The 20,484-nt window shown below is 68.0% G+C and carries 23 protein-coding genes; 13 read left to right on the top strand and 10 right to left on the bottom strand.

What is annotated here, in order from left to right; translation table 11 throughout:
* Positions 1-3: 3 nt before the first annotated feature.
* The 4 genes from IG196_RS25750 to IG196_RS25735 are packed head-to-tail and all read right to left on the bottom strand — an operon-like array spanning position 4 to position 4,442.
* Entirely contained in the window at positions 4-996 is a 993-nt protein-coding gene (locus IG196_RS25750; RefSeq protein ID WP_192193580.1) for a Bug family tripartite tricarboxylate transporter substrate binding protein, read from the bottom strand.
* A gap of 35 nt (positions 997-1,031) precedes the next feature.
* Positions 1,032-1,796, bottom strand: coding sequence for an SDR family NAD(P)-dependent oxidoreductase (locus IG196_RS25745; protein ID WP_192193579.1), 765 nt, complete (start codon positions 1,794-1,796; stop codon positions 1,032-1,034).
* 22 nt (positions 1,797-1,818) lie between these two features.
* On the bottom strand, positions 1,819-3,672 hold the full coding sequence (locus tag IG196_RS25740; protein WP_192193578.1) for a feruloyl-CoA synthase: 1,854 nt from the start codon (positions 3,670-3,672) through the stop codon (positions 1,819-1,821).
* Complete coding sequence (locus tag IG196_RS25735; RefSeq protein WP_099792730.1) at positions 3,669-4,442, bottom strand: crotonase/enoyl-CoA hydratase family protein; 774 nt, start codon at positions 4,440-4,442, stop codon at positions 3,669-3,671. Before IG196_RS25735 ends, IG196_RS25740 begins: the two co-directional genes overlap by 4 nt.
* A gap of 104 nt (positions 4,443-4,546) precedes the next feature.
* On the opposite strand from IG196_RS25735, the gene IG196_RS25730 reads away from it, so the two are divergent.
* Positions 4,547-5,422: an amidohydrolase family protein gene (locus tag IG196_RS25730; RefSeq protein ID WP_192193577.1), complete on the top strand. Its 876-nt coding sequence runs from the start codon at positions 4,547-4,549 to the stop codon at positions 5,420-5,422.
* A 3-nt stretch (positions 5,423-5,425) separates the two neighbouring features.
* Here the strand turns inward: IG196_RS25730 and IG196_RS25725 are convergent, their stop codons facing one another.
* A complete protein-coding gene (locus IG196_RS25725) occupies positions 5,426-6,322 on the bottom strand; it encodes a MurR/RpiR family transcriptional regulator (RefSeq protein WP_192193576.1) in 897 nt (298 codons plus the stop codon).
* Between the two features lie 118 nt (positions 6,323-6,440).
* On the opposite strand from IG196_RS25725, the gene IG196_RS25720 reads away from it, so the two are divergent.
* On the top strand, positions 6,441-7,442 hold the full coding sequence (locus IG196_RS25720) for a Bug family tripartite tricarboxylate transporter substrate binding protein (protein WP_192193575.1): 1,002 nt from the start codon (positions 6,441-6,443) through the stop codon (positions 7,440-7,442).
* A gap of 16 nt (positions 7,443-7,458) precedes the next feature.
* Positions 7,459-8,409: a succinylglutamate desuccinylase/aspartoacylase family protein gene (locus tag IG196_RS25715; protein WP_192193574.1), complete on the top strand. Its 951-nt coding sequence runs from the start codon at positions 7,459-7,461 to the stop codon at positions 8,407-8,409.
* 9 nt (positions 8,410-8,418) lie between these two features.
* Here the strand turns inward: IG196_RS25715 and kefC are convergent, their stop codons facing one another.
* Positions 8,419-10,281, bottom strand: coding sequence for a glutathione-regulated potassium-efflux system protein KefC (gene kefC, locus IG196_RS25710; protein ID WP_192193573.1), 1,863 nt, complete (start codon positions 10,279-10,281; stop codon positions 8,419-8,421).
* A 2-nt stretch (positions 10,282-10,283) separates the two neighbouring features.
* Positions 10,284-11,036: an NAD(P)H-dependent oxidoreductase gene (locus tag IG196_RS25705; protein ID WP_192193572.1), complete on the bottom strand. Its 753-nt coding sequence runs from the start codon at positions 11,034-11,036 to the stop codon at positions 10,284-10,286.
* Positions 11,037-11,128: 92 nt separating this feature from the next.
* Between IG196_RS25705 and IG196_RS25700 the strand changes: the two genes are divergently transcribed.
* Complete coding sequence (locus IG196_RS25700; protein WP_062479488.1) at positions 11,129-11,749, top strand: ParA family protein; 621 nt, start codon at positions 11,129-11,131, stop codon at positions 11,747-11,749.
* Positions 11,750-11,821: 72 nt separating this feature from the next.
* Positions 11,822-12,292, top strand: coding sequence for a MaoC family dehydratase (locus IG196_RS25695; protein WP_099792714.1), 471 nt, complete (start codon positions 11,822-11,824; stop codon positions 12,290-12,292).
* A 28-nt stretch (positions 12,293-12,320) separates the two neighbouring features.
* Here IG196_RS25695 and IG196_RS25690 read toward each other — a convergent pair whose 3' ends face one another.
* From IG196_RS25690 to IG196_RS25680, 3 genes are all read right to left on the bottom strand, one after another.
* Positions 12,321-12,614, bottom strand: coding sequence for a DUF4148 domain-containing protein (locus IG196_RS25690; protein WP_192193571.1), 294 nt, complete (start codon positions 12,612-12,614; stop codon positions 12,321-12,323).
* Positions 12,615-12,738: 124 nt separating this feature from the next.
* Positions 12,739-13,200, bottom strand: coding sequence for a tRNA (uridine(34)/cytosine(34)/5-carboxymethylaminomethyluridine(34)-2'-O)-methyltransferase TrmL (gene trmL / locus IG196_RS25685; protein WP_192193570.1), 462 nt, complete (start codon positions 13,198-13,200; stop codon positions 12,739-12,741).
* Positions 13,201-13,231: 31 nt separating this feature from the next.
* Complete coding sequence (locus IG196_RS25680) at positions 13,232-13,948, bottom strand: ComF family protein (protein ID WP_192193569.1); 717 nt, start codon at positions 13,946-13,948, stop codon at positions 13,232-13,234.
* 22 nt (positions 13,949-13,970) lie between these two features.
* Between IG196_RS25680 and IG196_RS25675 the strand changes: the two genes are divergently transcribed.
* From IG196_RS25675 to IG196_RS25645, 8 genes are all read left to right on the top strand, one after another.
* A complete protein-coding gene (locus IG196_RS25675; RefSeq protein ID WP_099792705.1) occupies positions 13,971-14,885 on the top strand; it encodes a class I SAM-dependent methyltransferase in 915 nt (304 codons plus the stop codon).
* Positions 14,886-15,048: 163 nt separating this feature from the next.
* Positions 15,049-15,525: a DUF2244 domain-containing protein gene (locus IG196_RS25670; RefSeq protein WP_099792703.1), complete on the top strand. Its 477-nt coding sequence runs from the start codon at positions 15,049-15,051 to the stop codon at positions 15,523-15,525.
* Between the two features lie 59 nt (positions 15,526-15,584).
* Positions 15,585-16,763, top strand: coding sequence for a cytochrome c oxidase subunit II (coxB, locus tag IG196_RS25665; RefSeq protein ID WP_101490187.1), 1,179 nt, complete (start codon positions 15,585-15,587; stop codon positions 16,761-16,763).
* A gap of 43 nt (positions 16,764-16,806) precedes the next feature.
* Positions 16,807-18,444 (top strand): cytochrome c oxidase subunit I, encoded by a 1,638-nt coding sequence (gene ctaD / locus IG196_RS25660; RefSeq protein ID WP_192193568.1) that lies wholly within the window; start codon positions 16,807-16,809, stop codon positions 18,442-18,444.
* A gap of 40 nt (positions 18,445-18,484) precedes the next feature.
* Positions 18,485-18,601 carry a cytochrome oxidase small assembly protein gene (locus IG196_RS32155; protein ID WP_216846572.1) on the top strand — a complete coding sequence of 39 codons (117 nt, stop codon included), beginning with the start codon at positions 18,485-18,487 and terminating at the stop codon, positions 18,599-18,601.
* Positions 18,602-18,637: 36 nt separating this feature from the next.
* Complete coding sequence (locus IG196_RS25655; protein WP_192193567.1) at positions 18,638-19,267, top strand: cytochrome c oxidase assembly protein; 630 nt, start codon at positions 18,638-18,640, stop codon at positions 19,265-19,267.
* Between the two features lie 50 nt (positions 19,268-19,317).
* Positions 19,318-19,485, top strand: a complete 168-nt coding sequence (locus IG196_RS25650; RefSeq protein ID WP_099797201.1) for a DUF2970 domain-containing protein — start codon at positions 19,318-19,320, stop codon at positions 19,483-19,485.
* A gap of 81 nt (positions 19,486-19,566) precedes the next feature.
* Positions 19,567-20,448, top strand: coding sequence for a cytochrome c oxidase subunit 3 (locus tag IG196_RS25645; RefSeq protein WP_101488728.1), 882 nt, complete (start codon positions 19,567-19,569; stop codon positions 20,446-20,448).
* Positions 20,449-20,484 lie beyond the last annotated feature (36 nt).

Raw genomic sequence — 20,484 nt, 5'->3', positions numbered from 1 at the left:
GGTTCAGGACTCGGCGGTGAAACCGATCTTCTTGACCAGCGGACCCCAGCGCTCGTACTCGGACTGCAGCGACTTCTTCATCTCCTCGGGCGAGGAGCCGTGCGCGATCAGGCCGACCGACAGCAGACCATCGGCCACGGCCTTGTCCTTCAGCGCGGCCTGGATCGCGGTGCTTGCGACAGCGATGGTCGCGGCCGGCGCCTTGGCCGGTGCGAAGAAACCGAACCACTCGTCGGCGACGATTTCCGGGAAGCCCTGCTCGGTGAAGGTGGGCACGTCGGGCAGGTAGGCCGGGCGCTGCGCACCCGAGGTGGCGAGCACGCGCAGCTTGCCGGCCTTGGCGAACGGCAGGCAGTCGCCGGCGGGCGTCAGGCACGAGGCGATCTGGCCGCCCACCACGTCGTTGATGCCGGGCAGCGAGCCGCGGTAGGGCACGTGGCGCAGGTCGGCGCCGGTGCTCAGGCCCAGCAGCGCGCCCAGGAAGTGCGGCGTGGAGCCCGCGCCCGGCGAGCCGTAGCTGGCCTGGCCGGGGTTGGCCTTGGCCCAGGCGATGTAGTCCTTCAGCGTCTTCACGCTGGCCGGCACCATCGGGCCGACGGCCAGACCGTGCGTCATCACGGCGCCGATGGAGATGGGCGCGAAGTCGGGAATGGCGTAGCTGAGCTTGGTGTAGATGTGCGGGTAGATCGACAGCGCCGAGGCCTGCGCGAGACACAGCACCGAGCCGTCGGCCGGCGAGGTCTTCAGCGTGTCGAGCGCGATGCGCCCGCCCGCGCCGGGCTTGTTCTCGACCACCGGGTTGGTGGCGGTGAAGGGCGTGTTGCCCAGCTTGTCCGCCACGCGGCGGGCCACGCTGTCGCCCGCGCTGCCAGCGGGAAAGCCGTAATAGATCTTCACCTGCTGCTGCACCGCCTGGGCGAGTGCGGCAAGGGGATGCAATGCGGCGAGCGCGGCGGTGCCGCCGAGCGCCGTCATGAGTTGGCGTCGAGTGGTCATGGTGTTGTCTCCTGGTTGTCTGCGGGGGGCTGGGATCAGCGCGGCGCCATTCGGAGGGCGCCGTCGAGGCGAATCACTTCGCCGTTGAGATGGCCGTTGGTGACGACGTGGCAGGCCAGCTCGGCAAATTCCGAAGGCTTGCCCAGGCGCGGCGGGAACGGAATCGACGCGGCCAGCGAGTGCTGCACGGCTTCGGGCAGCTCCAGCAGCAGCGGCGTGGCAAAGAGACCGGGCGCCACGGTGCACACGCGGATGGCGTGCTGCGCGAGGTCGCGCGCCATCGGCAGCGTCATGCCGACGAGGCCGCCCTTCGATGCGCTGTAGGCCTGCTGGCCCACCTGGCCGTCGAAGGCCGCGACCGAGGCGGTGAAGAGCATCACGCCCTTCTCGCCGTTGTCGAGCGCATCGAGCTTCGCGCAGCGTGCGGCAAAGAGGCGCGCCATGTTGTAGCCGCCGATCAGGTTGATGTTGACGACGCGCACGAAGTCTTCGAGCGGGGCCGGGTTGCCGTCCTTGCCGACGATGCGCTTGGCACTGCCGATGCCGGCCACGTTCATCAGGATGCGCGCGGGGCCGTGTGCGGCAGCTGCCTTGTCGAGTGCGGCGTTCACGCTGTCGGTGTCGGTGATGTCGCAGACGCAGGCGACGCCGCCGATGTCGGCCGCCACCTTTTCGGCCAATGCGGCGTTGCGGTCGAGCACGGCGACCTTGGCGCCCAGGCGCGCGAGTTCGCGCGCGGTGGCCTCGCCGAGGCCCGAGGCGCCGCCGGTGACGAGTGCGGCTTGTCCTTCGATTTTCATGGGATGTGTCTCCTGAACGGGGTTAGCGGGGCTTGAGCGTGAAAGGCAGCGTGTCGGCGTGCAGCGCCTCGGCCAGCGCGGCGCGGTGCTTGAGCACGGCGCGCTGGTTGATGGAGCCCTTGTCGGTCACTTCGCCCTTGTCGATCGACGGCGGCTCGGCCATCAGGTGCAGCCGCGCGATGCGGTTGGCGCTGCCGGTGCCCATGGCGGCCAGGTCGTTGGCCACCTGCTGGAAGTGCGCCTGCACGGGCGCGCTTTCGAGCACCTGCTGCATCGTCGCGTCGGCGTTCAGGCCGGCGAGTTGCCGCACCTTCTGCGTCGGGAAGATCAGCGCGCCGACTTCCTTCAGGTTGATGCCGGTGAGCACCGCGTCCTGCACGTAGGGCGAGCCGGCCGCGATGATCTTCGCGCGCAGCGGGCCCACGCTCACGAAGGTGCCGGTGGCGAGCTTGAAGTCTTCGGCGATGCGGCCGTCGAAGCGCAGGCCGCGGTGGATGTCGTCGTCGGCGATCCACTTCACCGCATCGCCGGTCGAGAAGAAGCCTTCCTCGTCGAAGGCCTCGGCCGTGGCCACGGGCGCGCGCCAGTAGCCGGGCGTGATGTTGGGGCCGCGGTAGCGCACCTCGGTCTTGCCGTCGACCTCGATCAGCTTGAGCTCGATGCCGGCCGCGGGCAGGCCCACGTCGCCCGACTTCACGTCGGGGCCGGTCACGTACAGCGCGAAGGGGCCCGACTCGGTCATGCCCAGGCCGGTGCCCATGACGATGCGCTCGCCGACTTCCGCTTCCTGCGTGCGGTGCAGGCTGTCCCACACGGGCTGCGCGAGCGCGGCGCCCGAGTAGAAGAACATCTTCACGCGCGACAGCAGGTTGCGGCGCAGCACGGCGTCGCTTTCCATCGCGTTCGCGATCGCCTCGAAGCCGGTGGGCACGTTGAAGTAGATGGTGGGCGCGATCTCGCGCAGGTTGCGCAGCGTCTCGGCCATGCCGGCGGGCGTGGGCTTGCCGTCGTCGATGTACAGCGTGCCGCCGTTGTCCAGCACGATGCCCACGTTGTGGTTGCCGCCGAAGGTGTGGTTCCAGGGCAGCCAGTCGACCAGCACCGGCGGCTCGTCGCCCAAAGCGGGAATCGACTGGCGCAGCTGCTGCTGGTTGGCGCACCACATGCGGTGCGTGTTGATCACCGCCTTGGGCATCTTGGTCGAGCCCGAGGTGAAGAGAAACTTGGTGATGGTGTCGGGGCCGGTGGCCTGCATTGCCGCGTCGATGGCGGGCGTGGCCGGCGTGGCGGCGAGCACGTCGAAACGCGTGGTGGCGCGGCCCGCGAGCGTGCCTTCGGCGAGCACGACCTCGGTGTCGGCGGGCACGGTGGCTTCGATGGCACGGGCGAAGCGCGCGGCGTCAGACGCGAACACCAGGCCGGGTGTGAGCGTGTCGAACACGTGGCGCAGCTTGTCGAAGTCCTGGCTCACGATCGAATAGGGCGGCGACACCGGGCAGTAGGGCACGCCGGAGTAGAGGCAGCCCAGCGCGAGCAGCGCGTGCTCGATGCCGTTCTCGCTGAGGATCGCGACCGGGCGCTCGGCGTTCAGGCCGCGGTCGAGCAGGGCTTGTCCGATACCGCGCGCTTCTTCCAGCGCCTGCGCATAGCTCACGCGCAGCCAGTCGCCGGTGCGGCCGTCGGCCAGGCGTTCGCGGCGCGCGATGAAGGTGCGCTCGGGCGCCACCTGCGCCCAGTGCGCGAGCCGGTCGGTCATGCGTTCGCGGTAGGCCTGCAGCGGCGTCTCGGCCGTGAGGTAGCGCGTGCCCGGCGCGCCGTCGCGCAGCAGCGCGCGCGTCACGCCGAAGGCCAGCGGGCGGTAGCGGACGGCGGTCATCCCTTGCTCACCTTCGCGCCGCGGCCTTCGAGGAAATCGCGCACGCGTTCCTTGGCTTCGGGCGCGGCCTGGACGATGCCCGACATCAGCGCCTCGGTGAAGAAGCCGTGGTCGGCCGATTGCTCGGCGATGCGCGGCAGCGCGTGCATCAGCGCGTAGTTGGTGAGCGGCGCATTGGTGGCGATGCGCTTCGCAAGCTCGAAGGCCTTGTCGAAGGCGGTGCCTTCGTCGACCAGGTACTGCGCGAAGTTGGCGCGCTCGCCGTCTTCGGCGTTGTAGACGCGGCCGGTCATCATCATGTCGGTCATGCGCGCCACGCCGATCAGCTTGGGGATGCGCACCGAGCCGCCGCCGCCCACGAAGATGCCGCGCGAGCCTTCGGGCAGGGCGTAGAAGGTGGAGCGGTCGGCCACGCGGATGTGGCAGGCGGTGGCCAGCTCGAGCCCGCCGCCGACCACCGCGCCGTGCAGCGCGGCCACCACCGGCACCGGGCCGTGCTGGATCAGGTCGAGCGCGCTGTGCCACAGGCGCGAGTGCTGCATGCCCTGGCCGGCGTCGCGCTCCTTGAGTTCGCTCAGGTCCAGGCCGGCGCAGAAATGCGGGCCCTCGCCGTCGAGCACGGCCGCGCGCACGGTGGCGGGCAGCGTCTCGAAGGTGTTGCGCAGCGCGAGGATCAGGCCGTCGGACAGCGCGTTGCGTTTGGCGCCGCGCGTGAGACGAACGATGGCGACGTCGTCGCGGATGTCGAGGTGGAGGTCTGGATGGGTCATGAGGGTGTCCGGGGTTGCGTTGGATTATGGTTATGAGAAATAATCAATTCAAGGCATTGGAGCCTCCCGAATCCTAGGGATTTACCCGAACCGGAGACAACGACATGGACCCACGGAACCTGATTGCGATCGACATCCACACCCACGCCGAAGTGAGCTGCTGGAACCCTTTCGACAACTACGGCGAGGAATACGACCGCGCCGCCGACAAGTACTTCGGCTCGAGCGGGCGCCCCACCATCGCCGAGAGCGTGGCGTACTACCGTGAAAGAAAAATCGGGCTGGTGATGTTCATGGTCGACGCGGAGTCGAACATGGGCCGCCGGCGCATCCCGAACGAAGAGATCGCCGAGGCCGCGGCGCAGAACAGCGACATCATGATTGCCTTCGGCAGCATCGATCCGCACAAGGGAAAGATGGGCGCGCGCGAGGCGCGCCGGCTCATCGAGGAACACGGCGTGAAGGGCTTCAAGTTCCACCCGACGGTGCAGGGCTTTCATCCCTACGACCGCATGGCCTGGCCGATCTACGAGGTGATTGCCGAGTACAAGCTGCCGGCCATCTTCCACACCGGGCACAGCGGCATCGGCTCGGGCATGCGCTGCGGCGGCGGCCTGCGGCTCGAATACAGCAATCCGATGCACCTGGACGACGTGGCCATCGACTTCCCCGACATGCAGATCGTCATGGCCCACCCCAGCTTTCCCTGGCAGGACGAGGCGCTGAGCGTGGCCACGCACAAGCCCAACGTGTGGATCGACCTGTCGGGCTGGAGCCCCAAGTACTTTCCGAAGCAGCTGGTGCAGTACGCCAACACGCTGCTGAAGGACCGCATCCTGTTCGGCAGCGACTACCCGCTGATCACGCCCGACCGCTGGATGCGCGACTTCGAGGCGGCCGGCTTCAAGCCCGAGGTGATGCCCGGCATCCTCAAGGACAACGCAGTGCGGCTGTTGAAGCTCGAGACCCCGGCGGCCTGACGTTCAGAAGGACCGGGGCGCCGCGTCGTTCCACTGCGGCTCCCACAGCGGTGCGCCGCGTTCGAACGCGACGGCCAGCTCTTTCTTGCGGCGTTGCGCCACCGCGGTGATCAACGCATTGCAGACCGACAACGCCGCCGTGTACGAATCGAACGGCGACGCGCTGGAGGTGCGCACCAGCAGCAAATGATCGGCCGAAGCCGCGGCGGGCGCCGTGGGGCTGTCGGTGACCATGACGACCTTCGCGCCCCGTGCGCGAAAGTACGCGGCCGTGCGCGCGATGGCGAGCGAATGGCGGCGGAAGGTGGGCGTGAGCAGCAGGTCGTGTTCGTCGATGCGCAGCAGTTGGTCTTCGAGCGGCAGCGGGCCCGCGCCGCCCAGCAGCCGCACATCGGGCAGGCACAGGTTCAGGTGCAGCGCCAGGTGGCTGGCCAGCGGCACGCCGTGCCGCTGGCCGAGCACATGCACGCGCACCCTGCGCTGCGTGAGCAGCTTCACCGCGGCCTCGAACGCGACCACGTCGAGCGCCGCGAAGGTGGCGGCGAGGTTGTGCTGGTCGTGCAGCAGCGCGTTGTCGAGGCAGCTGCGCACCGAGGTGTCGTCGCCGATGACCGCGTCGGCGCGCGTGGCGGGCGAAGCGAGCAGGGCGGTGACTTCGGCACGCGCTTCCATCTGCGCCTGCGCGTAGCTCGTGTAGCCCAGCTTGGCGAGCAGCCGCACCACGGTCGAGGCGCTGGTGCCCACCTTTCTTGCAAGGCTCGTTGCAGATTCGAGCAGCCCCTGCGGGTGGTGCGCCTGCAGCTCCTCGATGAGGCGTCGCTCGCTCTTGGTGAGCTTCTTGCCGTAGCCCGAGATGCGCTGGTTCAGGCTGGGGGCGGCGGGGGTGTCTGCGTGCGGCATCGGAGAAACCTCATGTTTGCAACGAGTATTGCAAAAATAGAGTCTCCTTGCAAAAATGAATGCACAAATCCGGGCCGAACCTCTGCCCGCCCGCCGTCCCCTGCAGAAAGACCTTGCCATGCGTTCCACCACCCCCGCTGTGCCCGCCCTCCGTCGGCGCGAGATCCTCGGCGCCGGCCTGACGGCGGCGCTGCTGCCCCTGTCCGCGCGCGCCCAGGCCTTTCCGGCCCGCCCGGTCACGCTGGTGGTGCCGTTCCCGGCCGGCGGCTCGGTCGACCTGATCGCCCGGCTGTACGCCGAGCCGCTGTCGAAGGCGCTGGGCACGCCGGTGGTCATCGACAACCGCGCCGGCGCCGGCGGCTCCATCGCCAGCGCGCAGGTGGCGCGTGCCAAGCCCGACGGCTACACGCTCGTGGTGTCGTCGCAGAGCTCGCACCTGGCCAACCCGCTCACGCAGGCCAACCCGGGCTACGACCCGATCAAGGATTTCCTGTCGATCAGCCAGCTTGCGCGCTCCATCAACGTGCTGCTGGTGAACCCGGCCGTGCCCGCCAAGACCTTCAAGGAGTTCGTGGCGCTGGTGAAGTCGCGCCCGGGCGAGCTCAACTTCTGCAGCGCCGGGCCGGGCAGCATGGGCCAGCTCAACGTCGAGCTGATGAAGTCGCAGCTGCAGCTCAACGCCACGCACGTGCCCTACCGCGGCGGCGGCCCGCTGGTGACCGCGCTGATCTCGAACGAAGTGCAGTTCGGCCTGGACAACCTCGCGCCCTTCCTGCCGCACATCCAGGCCGGCAAGTTGCGCGCACTGGCCGTGGCCTCGCCCACGCGTGTCGCGGCGCTGCCCGACGTGCCGACCTTCACCGAACTGGGCTACCCGGTGCTGAACACCACGTCGTGGATCGGCCTGGCCGCGCCCGCGAAGACGCCGCCTGAAGTCATCGCCGCACTGCACAAGGCCGTGCGCTCGGTGGCCGAGCAGCCGGCGATGGTCGAGGGGCTGGTGGCGCGTGGTTCGCTCGCGCCCGAGGCGCAGTCGCCCGCGCAGTTCACGGCCATGATGTCGGAGCGGCTCGCGCTGTACGGCGAGATGGTCAAGCGCGCCGGCATCCGCGGCGAGTGAGCGGGCGGCTGGTTTCATGACGCAGACACTGCAGGCTTTCGCACCGGACACCGCACCTTTGGAGGTGCTGCCACGCGACCTCTCGGCCTACCGGCAAGGCAACACCGGCATCGACTACGTGCACCGCTTCGCGTCGGGCAAGCCCGGCCCGCACGTGCTCATCAACGCACTCACGCATGGCAACGAGATCTGCGGCATGGTCGCGGCCACGCACCTGCTCGACAGCGGCGTGCGCCCGAAGATCGGCACGCTTACCGTGAGCTTCGCGAACGTCGAGGCCTACGAGGCCTTCGACATCGAACGGCCCTACGAAAACCGCCAGCTGGTGCACAACCTGAACCGCATCTGGACGCCCGCGCTGCTCGACGGCACCGAGCACAGCCCCGAACTGCGCCGTGCGCGCGAACTGCGGCCGGTGCTCGACGCGGCCGACTACGTGCTGGACATCCATTCCACGCGCGCGCCCGTGCAGCCTTTCTGGGTCTACCCGGAGTTCGAGCGCAATGCAGGTCTGGCGCAGGCTGTGGGCGGTCCGCCGGTGCACCTCGTGATGCCTGTCGGCGCCGCGCCCGGCACGGGCGTCACGGCGTACGGCCGCCACGGCGAGCCGGGCATCGATGGCGGTGCGGTGGTGGTCGAATGCGGCCAGCACTTCGCGCAGTCGGCCGCCGACCTGGCCACCGACGTGTCGCTGCGCTTTCTGGCGCACCTCGGGCTCATCGATCCGGTGCCGCGCGTGGCGGTGTCCGCACGCCGCTTCCGGCTGCTCGAGGTCCACATGGTGACCTCGGACGACTTCGCCTTCGTGCGGCCCGTGCTCGGTTTCGAGACCTTCGACAAGGACGCACTGATCGCGGTGCAGGCCGGGCGCGAGATCCGCTCGCCCTGCGACGGCTGCACGATCTTCATGCCGACCCGCGCGCCGGTGATCGGCCGCGAGGGCGTGTACCTGACCGTGCCGGTCTGAACTCGGGCCTCAGGGCGCCTTCGCGTCGCCCGGTTGTTCGTCTTCGCCGAGCCGGTCCCAGTCCTGCCCTGAGCGCAGCTTGCGTTCTTCGCGCTCGCGCGCCATCTGTTCCTCGAACTGCTGGCGGCCCGCCTTGTTGGCGGCAATCAGCTTGGCGCGGTCCTTGTAGTGCGGGTAGATCTCGTCGCTGAGCTTGAGGTTTCGCTGGCGGAAACGCATCGACGCCTCGCGCGCCTCGGCCGCCGGCCAGCCCAGCGCCTCCAGCGTCGAACGGCCGCTGCGCAGCGACGACTCGAACACCTCGCGCTCGATGTCCTGCACGCCGCGGTCGCGCAGCTGGAACAGGTGGGTCACGTTGCGCGCGCGGGCCACGATGCGCGCCTGCGGGAAGTTCTCGCGCACCAGGTCGACGATGTCCAGTGACTGCTCGATGTCGTCCACCGCCACCACGATGGCGCGTGCCGTGCCCGCGCCCGCGGTGCGCAGCAGGTCGAGCCGCGTGGCGTCGCCGTAGAACACGCGAAAGCCGAACTGGCGCAGGCCTTCGACGGTGTCGGCGTCGTGGTCGAGCACCGTCACCTGCAGGCCCTGCGACATCAGCAGGCGACCGACGATCTGGCCGTAGCGGCCGAAGCCGCAGATCAGCACCTTGGCGTCCTGCTGCTCCGAAATTTCGTCGAGCTGCGGCCCGCCCGTGCGGCTGTAGCGCGGCAGCACGAACTTGTCGAGCAGCACCAGCAGCAGCGGCGACAGCAGCATCGACAGCGCCACCGCGCCGATCAGCAGCGAGGTGGTCTGCGGCGGCAGCACGTCGGGCCCGGCGGCCTGGAACACCACGAAGGCGAACTCGCCGCCCTGCGCCAGCAGCAGCGTGAACACCGGCCGCTCCTGGTAGGCCAGGCCCATGGCCTTGGCCAGCGCGTAGATCACGACCAGCTTGATCGCCAGGAAGCTCAGCACCAGCATCGCCATGACCCAGGGGTTGGCCACCAGCACGCCGAAGTTGATCGACATGCCCACCGCGATGAAGAACAGCCCCAGCAGCAGGCCCTTGAAGGGCTCGATGTCGGTCTCGAGTTCGCGCCGGTATTCGCTCTCGGCCAGCAGCACGCCGGCCAGGAAGGCGCCCAGCGCCATCGACAGGCCGACGAACTGCATGAGCGCCGCGATGGCCACCACCAGCAGCAGCGCGGCGGCGGTGAAGATCTCGGGCGTGTCGCTGCGCGCGATCCAGCGCAGGATCGGGCGCAGCAGCAGCCGGCCGCCGAGGATGATGCCGGCGATCACGCCGACGATCTTCAGCGCTTCGAGCGCGCGGTCCAGCCCGCTGATGGACTGCTCGGCCGCCGTGGCACTGGCCAGCAGCGGCAGCAGCGCAAGGATCGGGATGGCGGCCACGTCCTGGAACAGCAGGATCGAGAAGCCGGCCTGGCCGCTGGGCGTCTTCAGCAGGTTGCGTTCGCCGAACACCTGCAGCGCGATGGCGGTGGACGACAGCGCCAGCCCGAGCGCGGCCACCAGCGCCACGCGCCACGGCGCGCCCACGGCCCAGCCGACGGCGAACAGCACCGCCGCGCAGCTGAGCACTTGCGCCGAACCCCAGCCGAAGATCGGCCGGCGCAGGCTCCACAGGCGCTTGGGTTCGAGTTCCAGGCCCACCAGGAACAGCATCAGCACCACGCCGAACTCGGCGAAATGCAGCACGTCTTCGACACTGGACACGAGGCCCAGGCCCCAGGGGCCGATGGCGATGCCGGCCACGAGGTAGCCGATGATCGAGCCGAGCCCGAGGAACTTCGACAGCGGCACCACCAGCACGGCGGCGCCCAAATAGATCAGGCTGCTGGTCAGCCAGGCGGGTGCGTGTTCCATGCTCAGGCCGCCTTGTTGCTGGTGCTGTGGGTGCTGCCGTTGGCGACGGCCAGGCCGTGCGTCATCGCGCTGTGGAAGGCGCCGGCCACCAGCTTGTTCACGTCGTCCGATTCGGCAGGGCGGTCGGTCGCGGGCACCGGGCAGGCGATGCAGGCGTCGAGCTCGTCCATCTCGGGCCAGACCGGGTAGCTCTCCAGGCGCTGCACGAACACCTCGACATGCGCGGCCACCTCGGCCTCGCTGGCGCGGCGCGCGCCGTGCAGCAGCAGCGGCGGCAAAAAGCGCATGCCGCACAGCGCGGCGGTCTGCTCGTAGGGCGGCAGGAAGGCGTCGAAGAAATAGCGGTTGTAGCTTTGCGGGTGGTAGCTCGGCTCGGGGCCGCCGGTGGTGGCGACCAGCCAGCAGTCCTTGCCCTGCAGGGCCGTGCCGCCGGGGCCGTAGGCCCAGCCGTAGCCGAGCACGTCGTCGACCCAGAGCTTTTGCAGCGGCGGCATCGAGTACCACTGGATCGGATGCAGCAGCACCACCAGGTCCGCACGGGCGAGGCGCTCGCGTTCGACTTCGACGTCGATGGCGAAATCGGGGTAGGTGCCGTAGAGGTCGTTCGCGTCGACGCCGGGCACGCGCTGTGACGCGGCGAACAAGCGGCGGTTCACGCGCGAGTCGCGCCAGTGCGGGTGGGCGGCCAGCACATAGATGCTGCCGGCCGCTTTCGCGGCGCCAGCGGGGTTCTCCGAGGATGTTGTTGTCGTCATGTGGCGAACATAACGCAGACGGCCCGCCGTCGCCGACACGAAACCCGGGGCGACTACCATCGCCCCCTGTCCCAGTTCTGGAGGAGATCCTCATGCCGGTGGTTCTGGTCGCCAATCCCAAGGGTGGCGTGGGCAAGTCGACGATTGCAACGAACATCGCGGGCTATTTCGCGAGCCGCGGCCATGCCGTGATGCTCGGCGACGTGGACCGCCAGCAGTCCTCGCGGCTGTGGCTCGGCCTGCGCCCGCCGCAGGCCCGCCCCATCGCCACCTGGGAGGCCACCGGCGACAGCACCGTGGTGCGCCCGCCGCGCGGCACCACGCACGCGGTGCTCGACACGCCGGCCGGCCTGCACGGCTGGCGCTTCAAGGAGGTGCTGGCGCTGGCCGACCGCGTGATCGTGCCGCTGCAGCCGAGCATCTTCGACATCTACGCCACGCGCGATTTCCTCGACCGCCTGATGGAAAGCCGTCGCGCCGAGAAGACCCGCATCGGCCTCGTCGGCATGCGCGTGAACGCCCGCACGCTGGCGGCCGACCGGCTGCACGAGTTCATCGCCGGCCTCGGCGTGCCCGTGCTGGGCGAGTTGCGCGACACGCAGAACTACGTGCAGCTGGCGGCGCGCGGGCTCACGCTGTTCGACATCGCGCCGGGCCGCGTGCAGCGCGACCTGGAACAGTGGCAGCCGATCTGCGAATGGCTCGACGCCTGAACGGACTCCCGGATTTCCCTGATTCCCGGTTGTCGCAAGCCCGACAGCCACCCTTGAGCCCTTGGCACCAGAATGCCCCGCATGACCAAAAAGACATTCCAGACCCTTCAGGATCTCGCCGCCTGCGTCGGCCAGGAAGTCGCCGTGAGCGACTGGATTTCCGTGACGCAGCAGCAGGTGAACCAGTTCGCCGAGGCGACCGGCGACCACCAATGGATCCACGTCGATGTGGAGCGGGCCAAGTCCGGCCCCTTCGGCGCGCCGATTGCGCACGGGTTTCTCACGCTGTCGCTGCTGCCGAAATTCTTCGAGACGGCCATCGACGTGGTCGAGTCGCGCATGGGCGTGAACTACGGCCTGAACCGCGTGCGCTTCATGTCGCCGGTGCCCGTGGGCCAGCGCCTGCGCGCACGCATGAAGCTGCTGAGCGCCGAGCCGATTCCCAACGACGGCCTGCAGATGACTTGGGAAACCACCATCGAACTCGAAGGCGCCGCCAAGCCGGCGTGCGTCGCCGAGTCGGTGGTGCGCCGTTTTCCCTGAGCGGTTTTTTCTTCTTCTCTGCGTCTCTTTACATCCGGCGGTCGGTGACCTCGCCGTAAGTGGCGGCGCCCTGTCGGGTGATGCCGACGGCGCTCGCGCGCACCGTGGCGCGGTCGACGTTGCCCGAGGTCGGGCGCGCCACGCCGGTGCCGCCGTTGCTGATCTGCAGCGGCTGCATGGCTTGCGCCTGCACCTGGGCGCGCGTCAGCGACGACTGGAAGGGCGCGGGCGGCAGCGGGTTCTGCTCGCCCTGGAAGGCATGGGCGCCGCCGCCGAAGGCGAGGGCGGCGATCGTGATCAGGCGCAGGGTGGTGGTGTGCATGGCGGGACTCCTTGGCGGTCAGCGTTGAGGGGACGGATGCCGGTGCGAATCACCGGCATGTCTTGCCATACGCTGCCCAGCGCCGATCGGATGTGCCCCTGCCGTGCGAAGGGCCGAAGGCCCGTCAGCCGAAGCCGTTTTGCCGCCAGGCCTCGAACACCGTGACCGCCACCGCGTTCGACAAATTCAGGCTGCGCTGGCCGGCGCGCATCGGCAATCGCAGGCGCTGCGGTTCTGCAAAGCCGTCGCGGATCGGCGGCGGCAGGCCGGCGGTTTCCGAGCCGAACACCAGCCAGTCGCCGGGCTGAAAGCGCACGTCATGCACGGCGCGGGTGCCGCGCGTGGTCAGCGCGAACATGCGGTCGGGCGGCGGTTGCTGCGTGGCCAGCAGCGCGGCCCAGTCGGCGTGGCGTTTGACTTCGGCGTACTCGTGGTAGTCGAGCCCGGCGCGGCGCAGCAGGCGGTCGTCCATCGAAAAGCCGAGCGGCTCCACCAGGTGCAGCGTGCAGCCGGTGTTGGCCGCGAGCCGGATCACGTTGCCGGTGTTCGGCGGAATTTCAGGGTGGACCAGGACGATATGGAACATGCTCCGATTGTCGCGGGCGCCGCCGGCGGGTTCAGCGCGGCGGGTCGGTCCGTGCCAGCACCACGCCGGTGATGTGCGCCGCGCCCGCCAGTCGCAAGGTGGCGGCTGCGGCGAAGAGAGAGGCGCCGCTGGTCATCACATCGTCCACCAGCACCACGCGCCGTCCCTGCAGGCCATCGGCACGCAGCGGCTCCACAGCGAAGGCCCCGCGCAGGTTGCGCAGCCGGTCGGCGCGCGGGAGGCCGCTCTGCGCGGGCGTGTCGCGCGTGCGCAGCAGCAGCGTGGCGTCGGTCTTGGCCGGTGCCAGCCGGCGCGCGAGTTCGTGCGCCTGGTTGAAACCGCGCTCGCCCAGTCGGCCGGGCGCCAGCGGCATCGGCAGCACGAGGTCGCACTGCTCCAGCGCCGGCTCCACCCATGGCGCGCTGCGCAGCAGGGTGGCCAGCGGACCGGCCCAGCCCGCCTCACCGCGGAATTTGAACTGGGCGATGCAATCGGGCCACGGCCACGCATAGGTGCAGGCCGCGAGGCAGGCGTCGAGCGGCGGCGGGTGCTTGATGCATTCGCCGCAGCGGGCCACGCCCTCGGGCATCGGCAGGGCGCAGCCGCCGCAACGGGCGGTCGGCGGTGCAAAACGCGCCACGCAGGCGTCGCACACGCGCTGCGCGGGCCAGGCGCGGCAGACCTCGCACTGGCTGGGCAGCCGCGCAAGCAATGAGGTGAAAGGCCTCAGGGCCCGGCGGTTGTGCATGCCTCAATATACTCACGGCCCCATGGCCACCGACCCCGCAAGAAGACCGCCGACCATTGACCCCACGGCGGCCGACCGCTGGCGCCGGCTCGCGCCCGCCGAGGGCTCGCCCTGGCTGCACGAGGAAATCGGCCGCCGGATGGAAGACCGGCTGCAATGGATCAAGGCGCAGCCTCGCACCTGGGCAGACTGGTCGCCGCTGCGCGGCGGCCTCGAAGCCCACGCGCTGCTGGCCCGCCGCTACCGCGACGCCGAAGCCTTCGTCATCGAACCCGAGCCCGCACTGGCCGAACGAACCGGCGAGGCGCTGACCGCGCCCTGGTGGAGCGCGCGCCGCTGGCAGGGCGGCAAGGCCCGCTTCGACGCCACGCCCGAAGACGGCGTCGACCTGCTCTGGGCCAACATGTCGCTGCACATGGCGGCCGACCCCGAGGCGCTCATTGCGCAGTGGCACCGGCTGGTCGCGACCAACGGCTTCCTGATGTTCTCCTGCCTGGGCCCGGACACCGTGCGCGAGCTGCGGGCGTTGCATGCCCGCCTCGGCTGGCCCGCCGCCGGCCATGAATACACCGACATGCACGACTGGGGCGACATGCTCGTGCACGCCGGGTTCGCCGAGCCCGTGATGGACATGGAGCGCATCGTGCTCACCTGGGCCACGCCCGAGGCCGCCCTGGCCGAGCTGCGCACCCTGGGACGCAATCTGCATCCGGCGCGCTTCCCCGCACTGCGCGGCAAGGCCTGGCACCGGTCGCTCAAGCAGGCCCTGCCCGAGCTGGCGCCCGCCGCGGAAGGCGAGGGCCGCATCGCGCTGACCTTCGAGGTCATCTACGGCCACGCCTTCAAGCCGACGCCGCGCGTCGCGCTGTCGGCCGAGAGCGCGGTGTCGCTGCGCGAGATGCGATCGATGCTTCAGCGCGGCCGCCCTGGCGCCTGAGCGACCCGGCAGCCCTCATTCGGTGCGCGGGGCCCGCGCTCTACCCGCTACAATCCGCCGTTGCGTGAAACTCGCGGGTATTGTCCCGTGATCGAGGGGTGTCGGATCCTGTTTGTACGAGGGGTTTGGCCACCATCGACGCACCGATTTGCTGAACTCGCCCGTGTCGAATTCCGTGTTTCGTTTTGCCACCGTCTCAGGCCAGAACATCCACTGGTTCCTGAAACGAAATTGCTCGGTGACGCCGAGCCAGCTGGCCTGGCTCTATGCCTCGCTGTGCGTGGTATCTCTGGGAACGGGCATGGTGTTCTGGCTGCACGGTGCGCCGCTGGTATTGCCATTCGCCTGGCTCGAACTGGCCGCGGTGGGCTTTGCGTTCATGATGTACGCGCGGCATGCCACCGATGGCGAACGGATCGCGCTGCAAGGCGGACGCCTCGTCGTGGAGCTCGAGAACGGTGGGCACTACGAGCGCACAGAATTTCTTCCGCACCAGGTGCGGATCGAACCGCAGACCGGCGATCGTTCACTGATCGAGGTCTCGGGGCAGGGTCGATCGGTCAGGGTGGGGCGCTATGTACGCCCGGAGTTGCGAGCCGCATTGGCGCGCGAGATTCGCATGGCGTTGCGTGGCGCCTGAGGGGGCTCGCGCGGTGCTGCACGGTTGGGTTTTCGAAAAATTGAAGAAACGTGAACACGATGAAGAGCATTTGGCGCAATAAGTACAGGCCGGCGAATCTGTTGCTGGCGGCCGGCGCGGCGTTCAGCAACGCGGCGCACGCAGTCAACGATCTGCCCGGCGGCCCTTCGGTGCGCCAGCTGAATCTTCCGGTCGGCGTGACCAAGATCGCGCAGGAGCAGCATCTGCTCCACACGATCATGATGATCATCTGCACGGTCATCTTCATCGCCGTGTTCGCGGTGATGTTCTATTCGATCTGGAAGCACCGCAAGTCGGTCGGCCACAAAGCCGCCAACTTCCATGAATCGGTGGTGGTCGAGGTCATCTGGACCATCGTTCCCTTCCTCATCGTGATCGTGATGGCGCTGCCCGCCACCAAGGTGCTGGTGGCCCAGAAGGACACCACCAACGCCGACCTCACGATCAAGACCACCGGCTACCAGTGGAAGTGGGGCTACGACTACCTGAACGGCGAAGGCGAGGGCCTGGCCTTCATCTCCACGCTCGACAGCTCGCAGCGCGCCATGTCCGACGCAGGCGCCAAGGGCGCGATGCCCGACGACTACCTGTTCAAGGTCGACAACCCGATGGTCGTGCCGGTGCAGAAGAAGGTCCGCATCATCACCACCGCGAACGACGTGATCCACGCCTTCGCCGTGCCGCAGCTGGGCCTCAAGCAGGACGCCATTCCCGGCTTCGTGCGCGACACCTGGTTCCGCGCCGAGACCGTGGGCGACTACTACGGCCAGTGCCAGGAACTGTGCGGCAAGGAACACGCCTACATGCCGATCCACGTGAAGGTGGTCTCCTCGGCCGACTACACGGCCTGGGTCGCTACCAAGCGCAAGGAAGCCGCCGCCAAGCTCGACGACCCGACCAAGGTCTGGACGCTGCCCGACATGCTGGCACGCGGCGAGAAGGTCTACGCCTCCAACTGCGCAGCCTGCCACCAGGCCAACGGCAAGGGCGCAGGCCCGATCAAGCCGCTCGACGGCGCAGCCAAGGTGACCGATTCCGACCACAAGGTCCAGCTGCTGGTGCTGCTCAACGGCCAGAACAACGGTGCCATGCCTGCCTGGAAACAGCTGAGCGACACCGATCTCGCAGCCGTGGCCACGTACACCAAAAACAGCTGGTCGAACAAGACGGGCCAGTTGGTGCAACCGGCTGAAGTGCTGGCCCTGCGCGGCAAGTGATCCGACGGCGCCCCGCGAAGAAGAAATTGCAAGGAACAACGACATGAGCGCAGTCCTCGACCCCCACGGTCACGCCCCAGGCGGCCACGCACACGACGAGCATCACGACCACCACGCGCCCACCGGCTGGCGCCGTTGGGTGTTCGCGACCAACCACAAGGACATCGGCACGCTCTACCTGCTGTTCAGCTTCACGATGCTGATGATCGGCGGCGTGTTGGCTCTGCTGATCCGCGCCGAGCTGTTCCAGCCCGGCCTGCAACTGGTGAACCCCGAGCTGTTCAACCAGTTCACCACCATGCACGGCCTGATCATGGTGTTCGGCGCGATCATGCCGGCCTTCGTGGGCTTCGCGAACTGGATGATCCCGCTGCAGATCGGCGCATCCGACATGGCGTTCGCGCGCATGAACAATTTCAGCTTCTGGCTGCTGATTCCGGCGGCCATCATGCTGGCGGGTTCGTTCTTCATGCCCGGCGGCGCACCTGCGGCCGGCTGGACGCTGTACGCACCGCTCACGCTGCAGATGGGCCCCTCGATGGACGCCGGCATCTTCGCGATGCACATCATGGGCGCCTCGTCGATCATGGGCTCGATCAACATCATCGTCACCATCCTGAACATGCGCGCCCCCGGCATGACGCTGATGAAGATGCCGATGTTCTGCTGGACCTGGCTCATCACCGCCTACCTGCTGATCGCCGTGATGCCCGTGCTCGCCGGCGCCATCACGATGACGCTGACCGACCGCCACTTCGGCACCAGCTTCTTCAACCCCGCCGGCGGCGGCGACCCGGTGATGTACCAGCACATCTTCTGGTTCTTCGGCCACCCCGAGGTCTACATCATGATCTTGCCGGCCTTCGGCATCATCAGCCAGGTGGTTCCGGCCTTCGCCCGCAAGAAGCTCTTCGGCTACGCCTCGATGGTGTACGCCACTTCGTCGATCGCCATCCTGTCGTTCATCGTGTGGGCCCACCACATGTTCACGACCGGCATGCCGCTCACGGGCCAGCTGTTCTTCATGTACGCGACCATGCTGATCGCCGTGCCCACGGCCGTGAAGATCTTCAACTGGATCGCGACGATGTGGCAGGGCTCGATGACCTTCGAGACGCCCATGCTGTTCGCGGTCGGCTTCATCTTCGTGTTCACGATGGGCGGCTTCACCGGCCTGATCCTCGCGGTCGCTCCGATCGACACGCAGCTGCAGGACACGTACTACGTGGTGGCCCACTTCCACTACGTGCTGGTGGCTGGCTCGCTGTTCGCCATGTTCTCGGGCTTCTACTACTGGGTGCCCAAGTGGACCGGCGTGATGTACAACGAAACGCGCGGCAAGGTGCACTTCTGGTGGTCGCTGATCTCGTTCAACGTGACCTTCTTCCCGATGCACTTCCTGGGCCTGGCCGGCATGCCGCGACGCTATGCCGACTACCCGATGCAGTTCGCCGACTTCAACGCGCTCGCGTCGGTCGGTGCCTTCTTCTTCGGCTTCGCGCAGGTGTACTTCTTCCTCTTCATCGTGCTGCCCACCATGCGCGGCAAGGGCGAGAAGGCTTCGCAGAAGCCCTGGGAAGCGGCTGAAGGCCTCGAGTGGGAAGTGCCGTCGCCGGCCCCGTTCCACACCTTCGAGAACCCGCCCAAGCTCGACGCGACCGCCAGCAAGGTGATCGGCTGATCACCCGCGCAAGCCAAACACGCACAGCCACTGCACGACGATGACGACACCGGAACAAAGAAAGAACAACCGACGCATGGGGCTCACGCTGGCCTCCATCGCGGTGATCTTCTTCATCGGCTTCATCGCCCGCATGGTCTGGTTCAGCGGTCGCTGACCGCGCCGCATATCGCACCCGAACGGAAGCAACAGCATGAGCCTCGGCCAACGCATCCGCCGCGCCAACGTCCGCATGGTCGGCAAGCTGGCCGTCGTGACCTGCGGCATGTTCGCCTTCGGCTATGCGCTGGTGCCGATGTACCGCGCCATCTGCGAGATGACCGGCATCAACATCCTCGCGCTCTCTGAGCTCCAGGTGCCGGGCGGCGCCAGCGGCGCCAAGAACGTGCGCATCCCGGACAACACGCAGGTCGACATGACCCGCACGATCAAGGTCGAGTTCGACTCCAACGTGCGCGGTGGCCTCTGGGACTTCAAGCCGGCCGAGCGCTTCATCGAAGTGCACCCGGGCCAGCTGAACACGGTGATGTACGAGTTCCAGAACACGCAGAACCGCCGCATGGCCGCGCAGGCCATCCCGAGCTACGCGCCGCAGCAGGCCGCGGCGCATTTCAACAAGCTCGAGTGCTTCTGCTTCAACCAGTACACGCTCGATGCGGGCGAGAAGAAGCAGTGGCCGGTCGCCTTCGTGATCGACCCCAAGATCTCGAAGGACGTCAAGACCATCACGCTGTCGTACACCTTCTTCGAGGTGGGCGGCAAGACGCCTCCGGCCCCGGTGGCCGCCGTTTCGCATGCTGTCGCCGATGAGCCGCGCTCGTGAGTTCGCCGCCACCCAACGCCCCGCGCCGCAAGCCCACGCTGTGGGACACGATGAAGGCGGTGGGCTGGTCGTTCTTCGGGGTGCGTCGCAACAGCGCCTACAAGGAAGACCTGGGCAAGCTCAATCCGCTGCACGTCATCGTGGTGGCGTTTGCCGCAGTGATCGTCTTCGTGGTCGGGCTGGTACTGCTGGTGCGGCATGTGGTCGCGACCGCCTGAGCGCCGCCTGCTGAGCCGAAGATAAAAACCACGATCTCCAGAATCATTGAATCGAGAGAAGAAAGAAAGCCAGGAGCTGATATGAGTTCAACCACCCACGGCACCACGCCCTACTACTTCGTGCCCGGACCCTCGGCCTACCCGGTCGTGTCCGCGATCGGCTTGTTCTTCGTGATCCTCGGCGCGGGGCAATGGATCAACAGCCACCAGTGGGGCGCCTGGTCGCTGCTGCTGGGCATGGTGATCTGGCTCGGCACGCTCTTCGTGTGGTTCCGTGCCGCCGTCGGCGAGAGCGAAAGCGGCCAGTACGGCCACAAGATCGACCTCTCGTACCGCTGGAGCATGAGCTGGTTCATCTTCTCGGAAGTGATGTTCTTCGGCGCCTTCTTCACGGCGCTGTGGTGGGCCCGCACCCACGCGCTGCCGACGCTCGGTAGCCTGGACAACGCGATCCTCTGGCCCGACTTCAAGGCCGTGTGGCCCAGCGTCGCGGCCGGTGTCACCGGTTCGCCGGCCGGCATCATCGAGCCCTTCCAGACCGTCGGTCCGTTCTGGCTGCCGACCATCAACACCGCGCTGCTGCTGAGCTCGGGCGTGACGCTGACCATCGCCCACCACGCGCTGCGCGCCGACCACCGCGCACAGTGCATCCGCTTCATGTGGCTCACCGTGCTGCTGGGCGTGATCTTCCTGACCGTGCAGGGCTACGAGTACTTCCACCTGTACACCGAGCTGAACCTCAAGCTCACGTCGGGCACCTACGGTTCGACCTTCTTCATGCTGACCGGCTTCCACGGCCTGCACGTGTTCATCGGCATGCTGATGCTGCTGTTCATCACGCTGCGCCTGCAGAAGGGCCACTTCACCGCCGAGCGTCACTTCGGCTTCGAAGGCGCTGCCTGGTACTGGCACTTCGTGGACGTGGTCTGGCTGGGCCTCTACGTGCTGGTCTATTGGCTTTGAGCGAAGACCCTCACGGCATTCCAGAAAAAAGGCGCC

It is taken from the genome of Variovorax sp. 38R (genome assembly GCF_014843395.1).
GTDB classification, from domain to species: domain Bacteria; phylum Pseudomonadota; class Gammaproteobacteria; order Burkholderiales; family Burkholderiaceae_C; genus Variovorax; species Variovorax paradoxus_H.
This window is presented reverse-complemented; position numbering and strand designations above follow the sequence as displayed.

What these genes read in the sequence shown, in the direction of transcription:
- IG196_RS25690 (WP_192193571.1), bottom strand. Translation starts at nt 12,614, where the DNA reads ATGCACACCACCACCCTGCGCCTGATCACGATCGCCGCCCTCGCCTTC.
- trmL (WP_192193570.1), bottom strand. Translation starts at nt 13,200, where the DNA reads ATGTTCCATATCGTCCTGGTCCACCCTGAAATTCCGCCGAACACCGGC.
- IG196_RS25735 (WP_099792730.1), bottom strand. Translation starts at nt 4,442, where the DNA reads ATGACCCATCCAGACCTCCACCTCGACATCCGCGACGACGTCGCCATC.
- IG196_RS25700 (WP_062479488.1), top strand. Translation starts at nt 11,129, where the DNA reads ATGCCGGTGGTTCTGGTCGCCAATCCCAAGGGTGGCGTGGGCAAGTCG.
- IG196_RS25695 (WP_099792714.1), top strand. Translation starts at nt 11,822, where the DNA reads ATGCCCCGCATGACCAAAAAGACATTCCAGACCCTTCAGGATCTCGCC.
- IG196_RS25650 (WP_099797201.1), top strand. Translation starts at nt 19,318, where the DNA reads ATGAAGGCGGTGGGCTGGTCGTTCTTCGGGGTGCGTCGCAACAGCGCC.
- IG196_RS25720 (WP_192193575.1), top strand. Translation starts at nt 6,441, where the DNA reads ATGCGTTCCACCACCCCCGCTGTGCCCGCCCTCCGTCGGCGCGAGATC.
- IG196_RS25680 (WP_192193569.1), bottom strand. Translation starts at nt 13,948, where the DNA reads ATGCACAACCGCCGGGCCCTGAGGCCTTTCACCTCATTGCTTGCGCGG.
- IG196_RS32155 (WP_216846572.1), top strand. Translation starts at nt 18,485, where the DNA reads ATGACGACACCGGAACAAAGAAAGAACAACCGACGCATGGGGCTCACG.
- IG196_RS25715 (WP_192193574.1), top strand. Translation starts at nt 7,459, where the DNA reads ATGACGCAGACACTGCAGGCTTTCGCACCGGACACCGCACCTTTGGAG.
- IG196_RS25740 (WP_192193578.1), bottom strand. Translation starts at nt 3,672, where the DNA reads ATGACCGCCGTCCGCTACCGCCCGCTGGCCTTCGGCGTGACGCGCGCG.
- IG196_RS25725 (WP_192193576.1), bottom strand. Translation starts at nt 6,322, where the DNA reads ATGCCGCACGCAGACACCCCCGCCGCCCCCAGCCTGAACCAGCGCATC.
- IG196_RS25675 (WP_099792705.1), top strand. Translation starts at nt 13,971, where the DNA reads ATGGCCACCGACCCCGCAAGAAGACCGCCGACCATTGACCCCACGGCG.
- IG196_RS25730 (WP_192193577.1), top strand. Translation starts at nt 4,547, where the DNA reads ATGGACCCACGGAACCTGATTGCGATCGACATCCACACCCACGCCGAA.
- IG196_RS25645 (WP_101488728.1), top strand. Translation starts at nt 19,567, where the DNA reads ATGAGTTCAACCACCCACGGCACCACGCCCTACTACTTCGTGCCCGGA.
- IG196_RS25745 (WP_192193579.1), bottom strand. Translation starts at nt 1,796, where the DNA reads ATGAAAATCGAAGGACAAGCCGCACTCGTCACCGGCGGCGCCTCGGGC.
- IG196_RS25705 (WP_192193572.1), bottom strand. Translation starts at nt 11,036, where the DNA reads ATGACGACAACAACATCCTCGGAGAACCCCGCTGGCGCCGCGAAAGCG.
- IG196_RS25655 (WP_192193567.1), top strand. Translation starts at nt 18,638, where the DNA reads ATGAGCCTCGGCCAACGCATCCGCCGCGCCAACGTCCGCATGGTCGGC.
- kefC (WP_192193573.1), bottom strand. Translation starts at nt 10,281, where the DNA reads ATGGAACACGCACCCGCCTGGCTGACCAGCAGCCTGATCTATTTGGGC.
- IG196_RS25750 (WP_192193580.1), bottom strand. Translation starts at nt 996, where the DNA reads ATGACCACTCGACGCCAACTCATGACGGCGCTCGGCGGCACCGCCGCG.
- coxB (WP_101490187.1), top strand. Translation starts at nt 15,585, where the DNA reads ATGAAGAGCATTTGGCGCAATAAGTACAGGCCGGCGAATCTGTTGCTG.
- ctaD (WP_192193568.1), top strand. Translation starts at nt 16,807, where the DNA reads ATGAGCGCAGTCCTCGACCCCCACGGTCACGCCCCAGGCGGCCACGCA.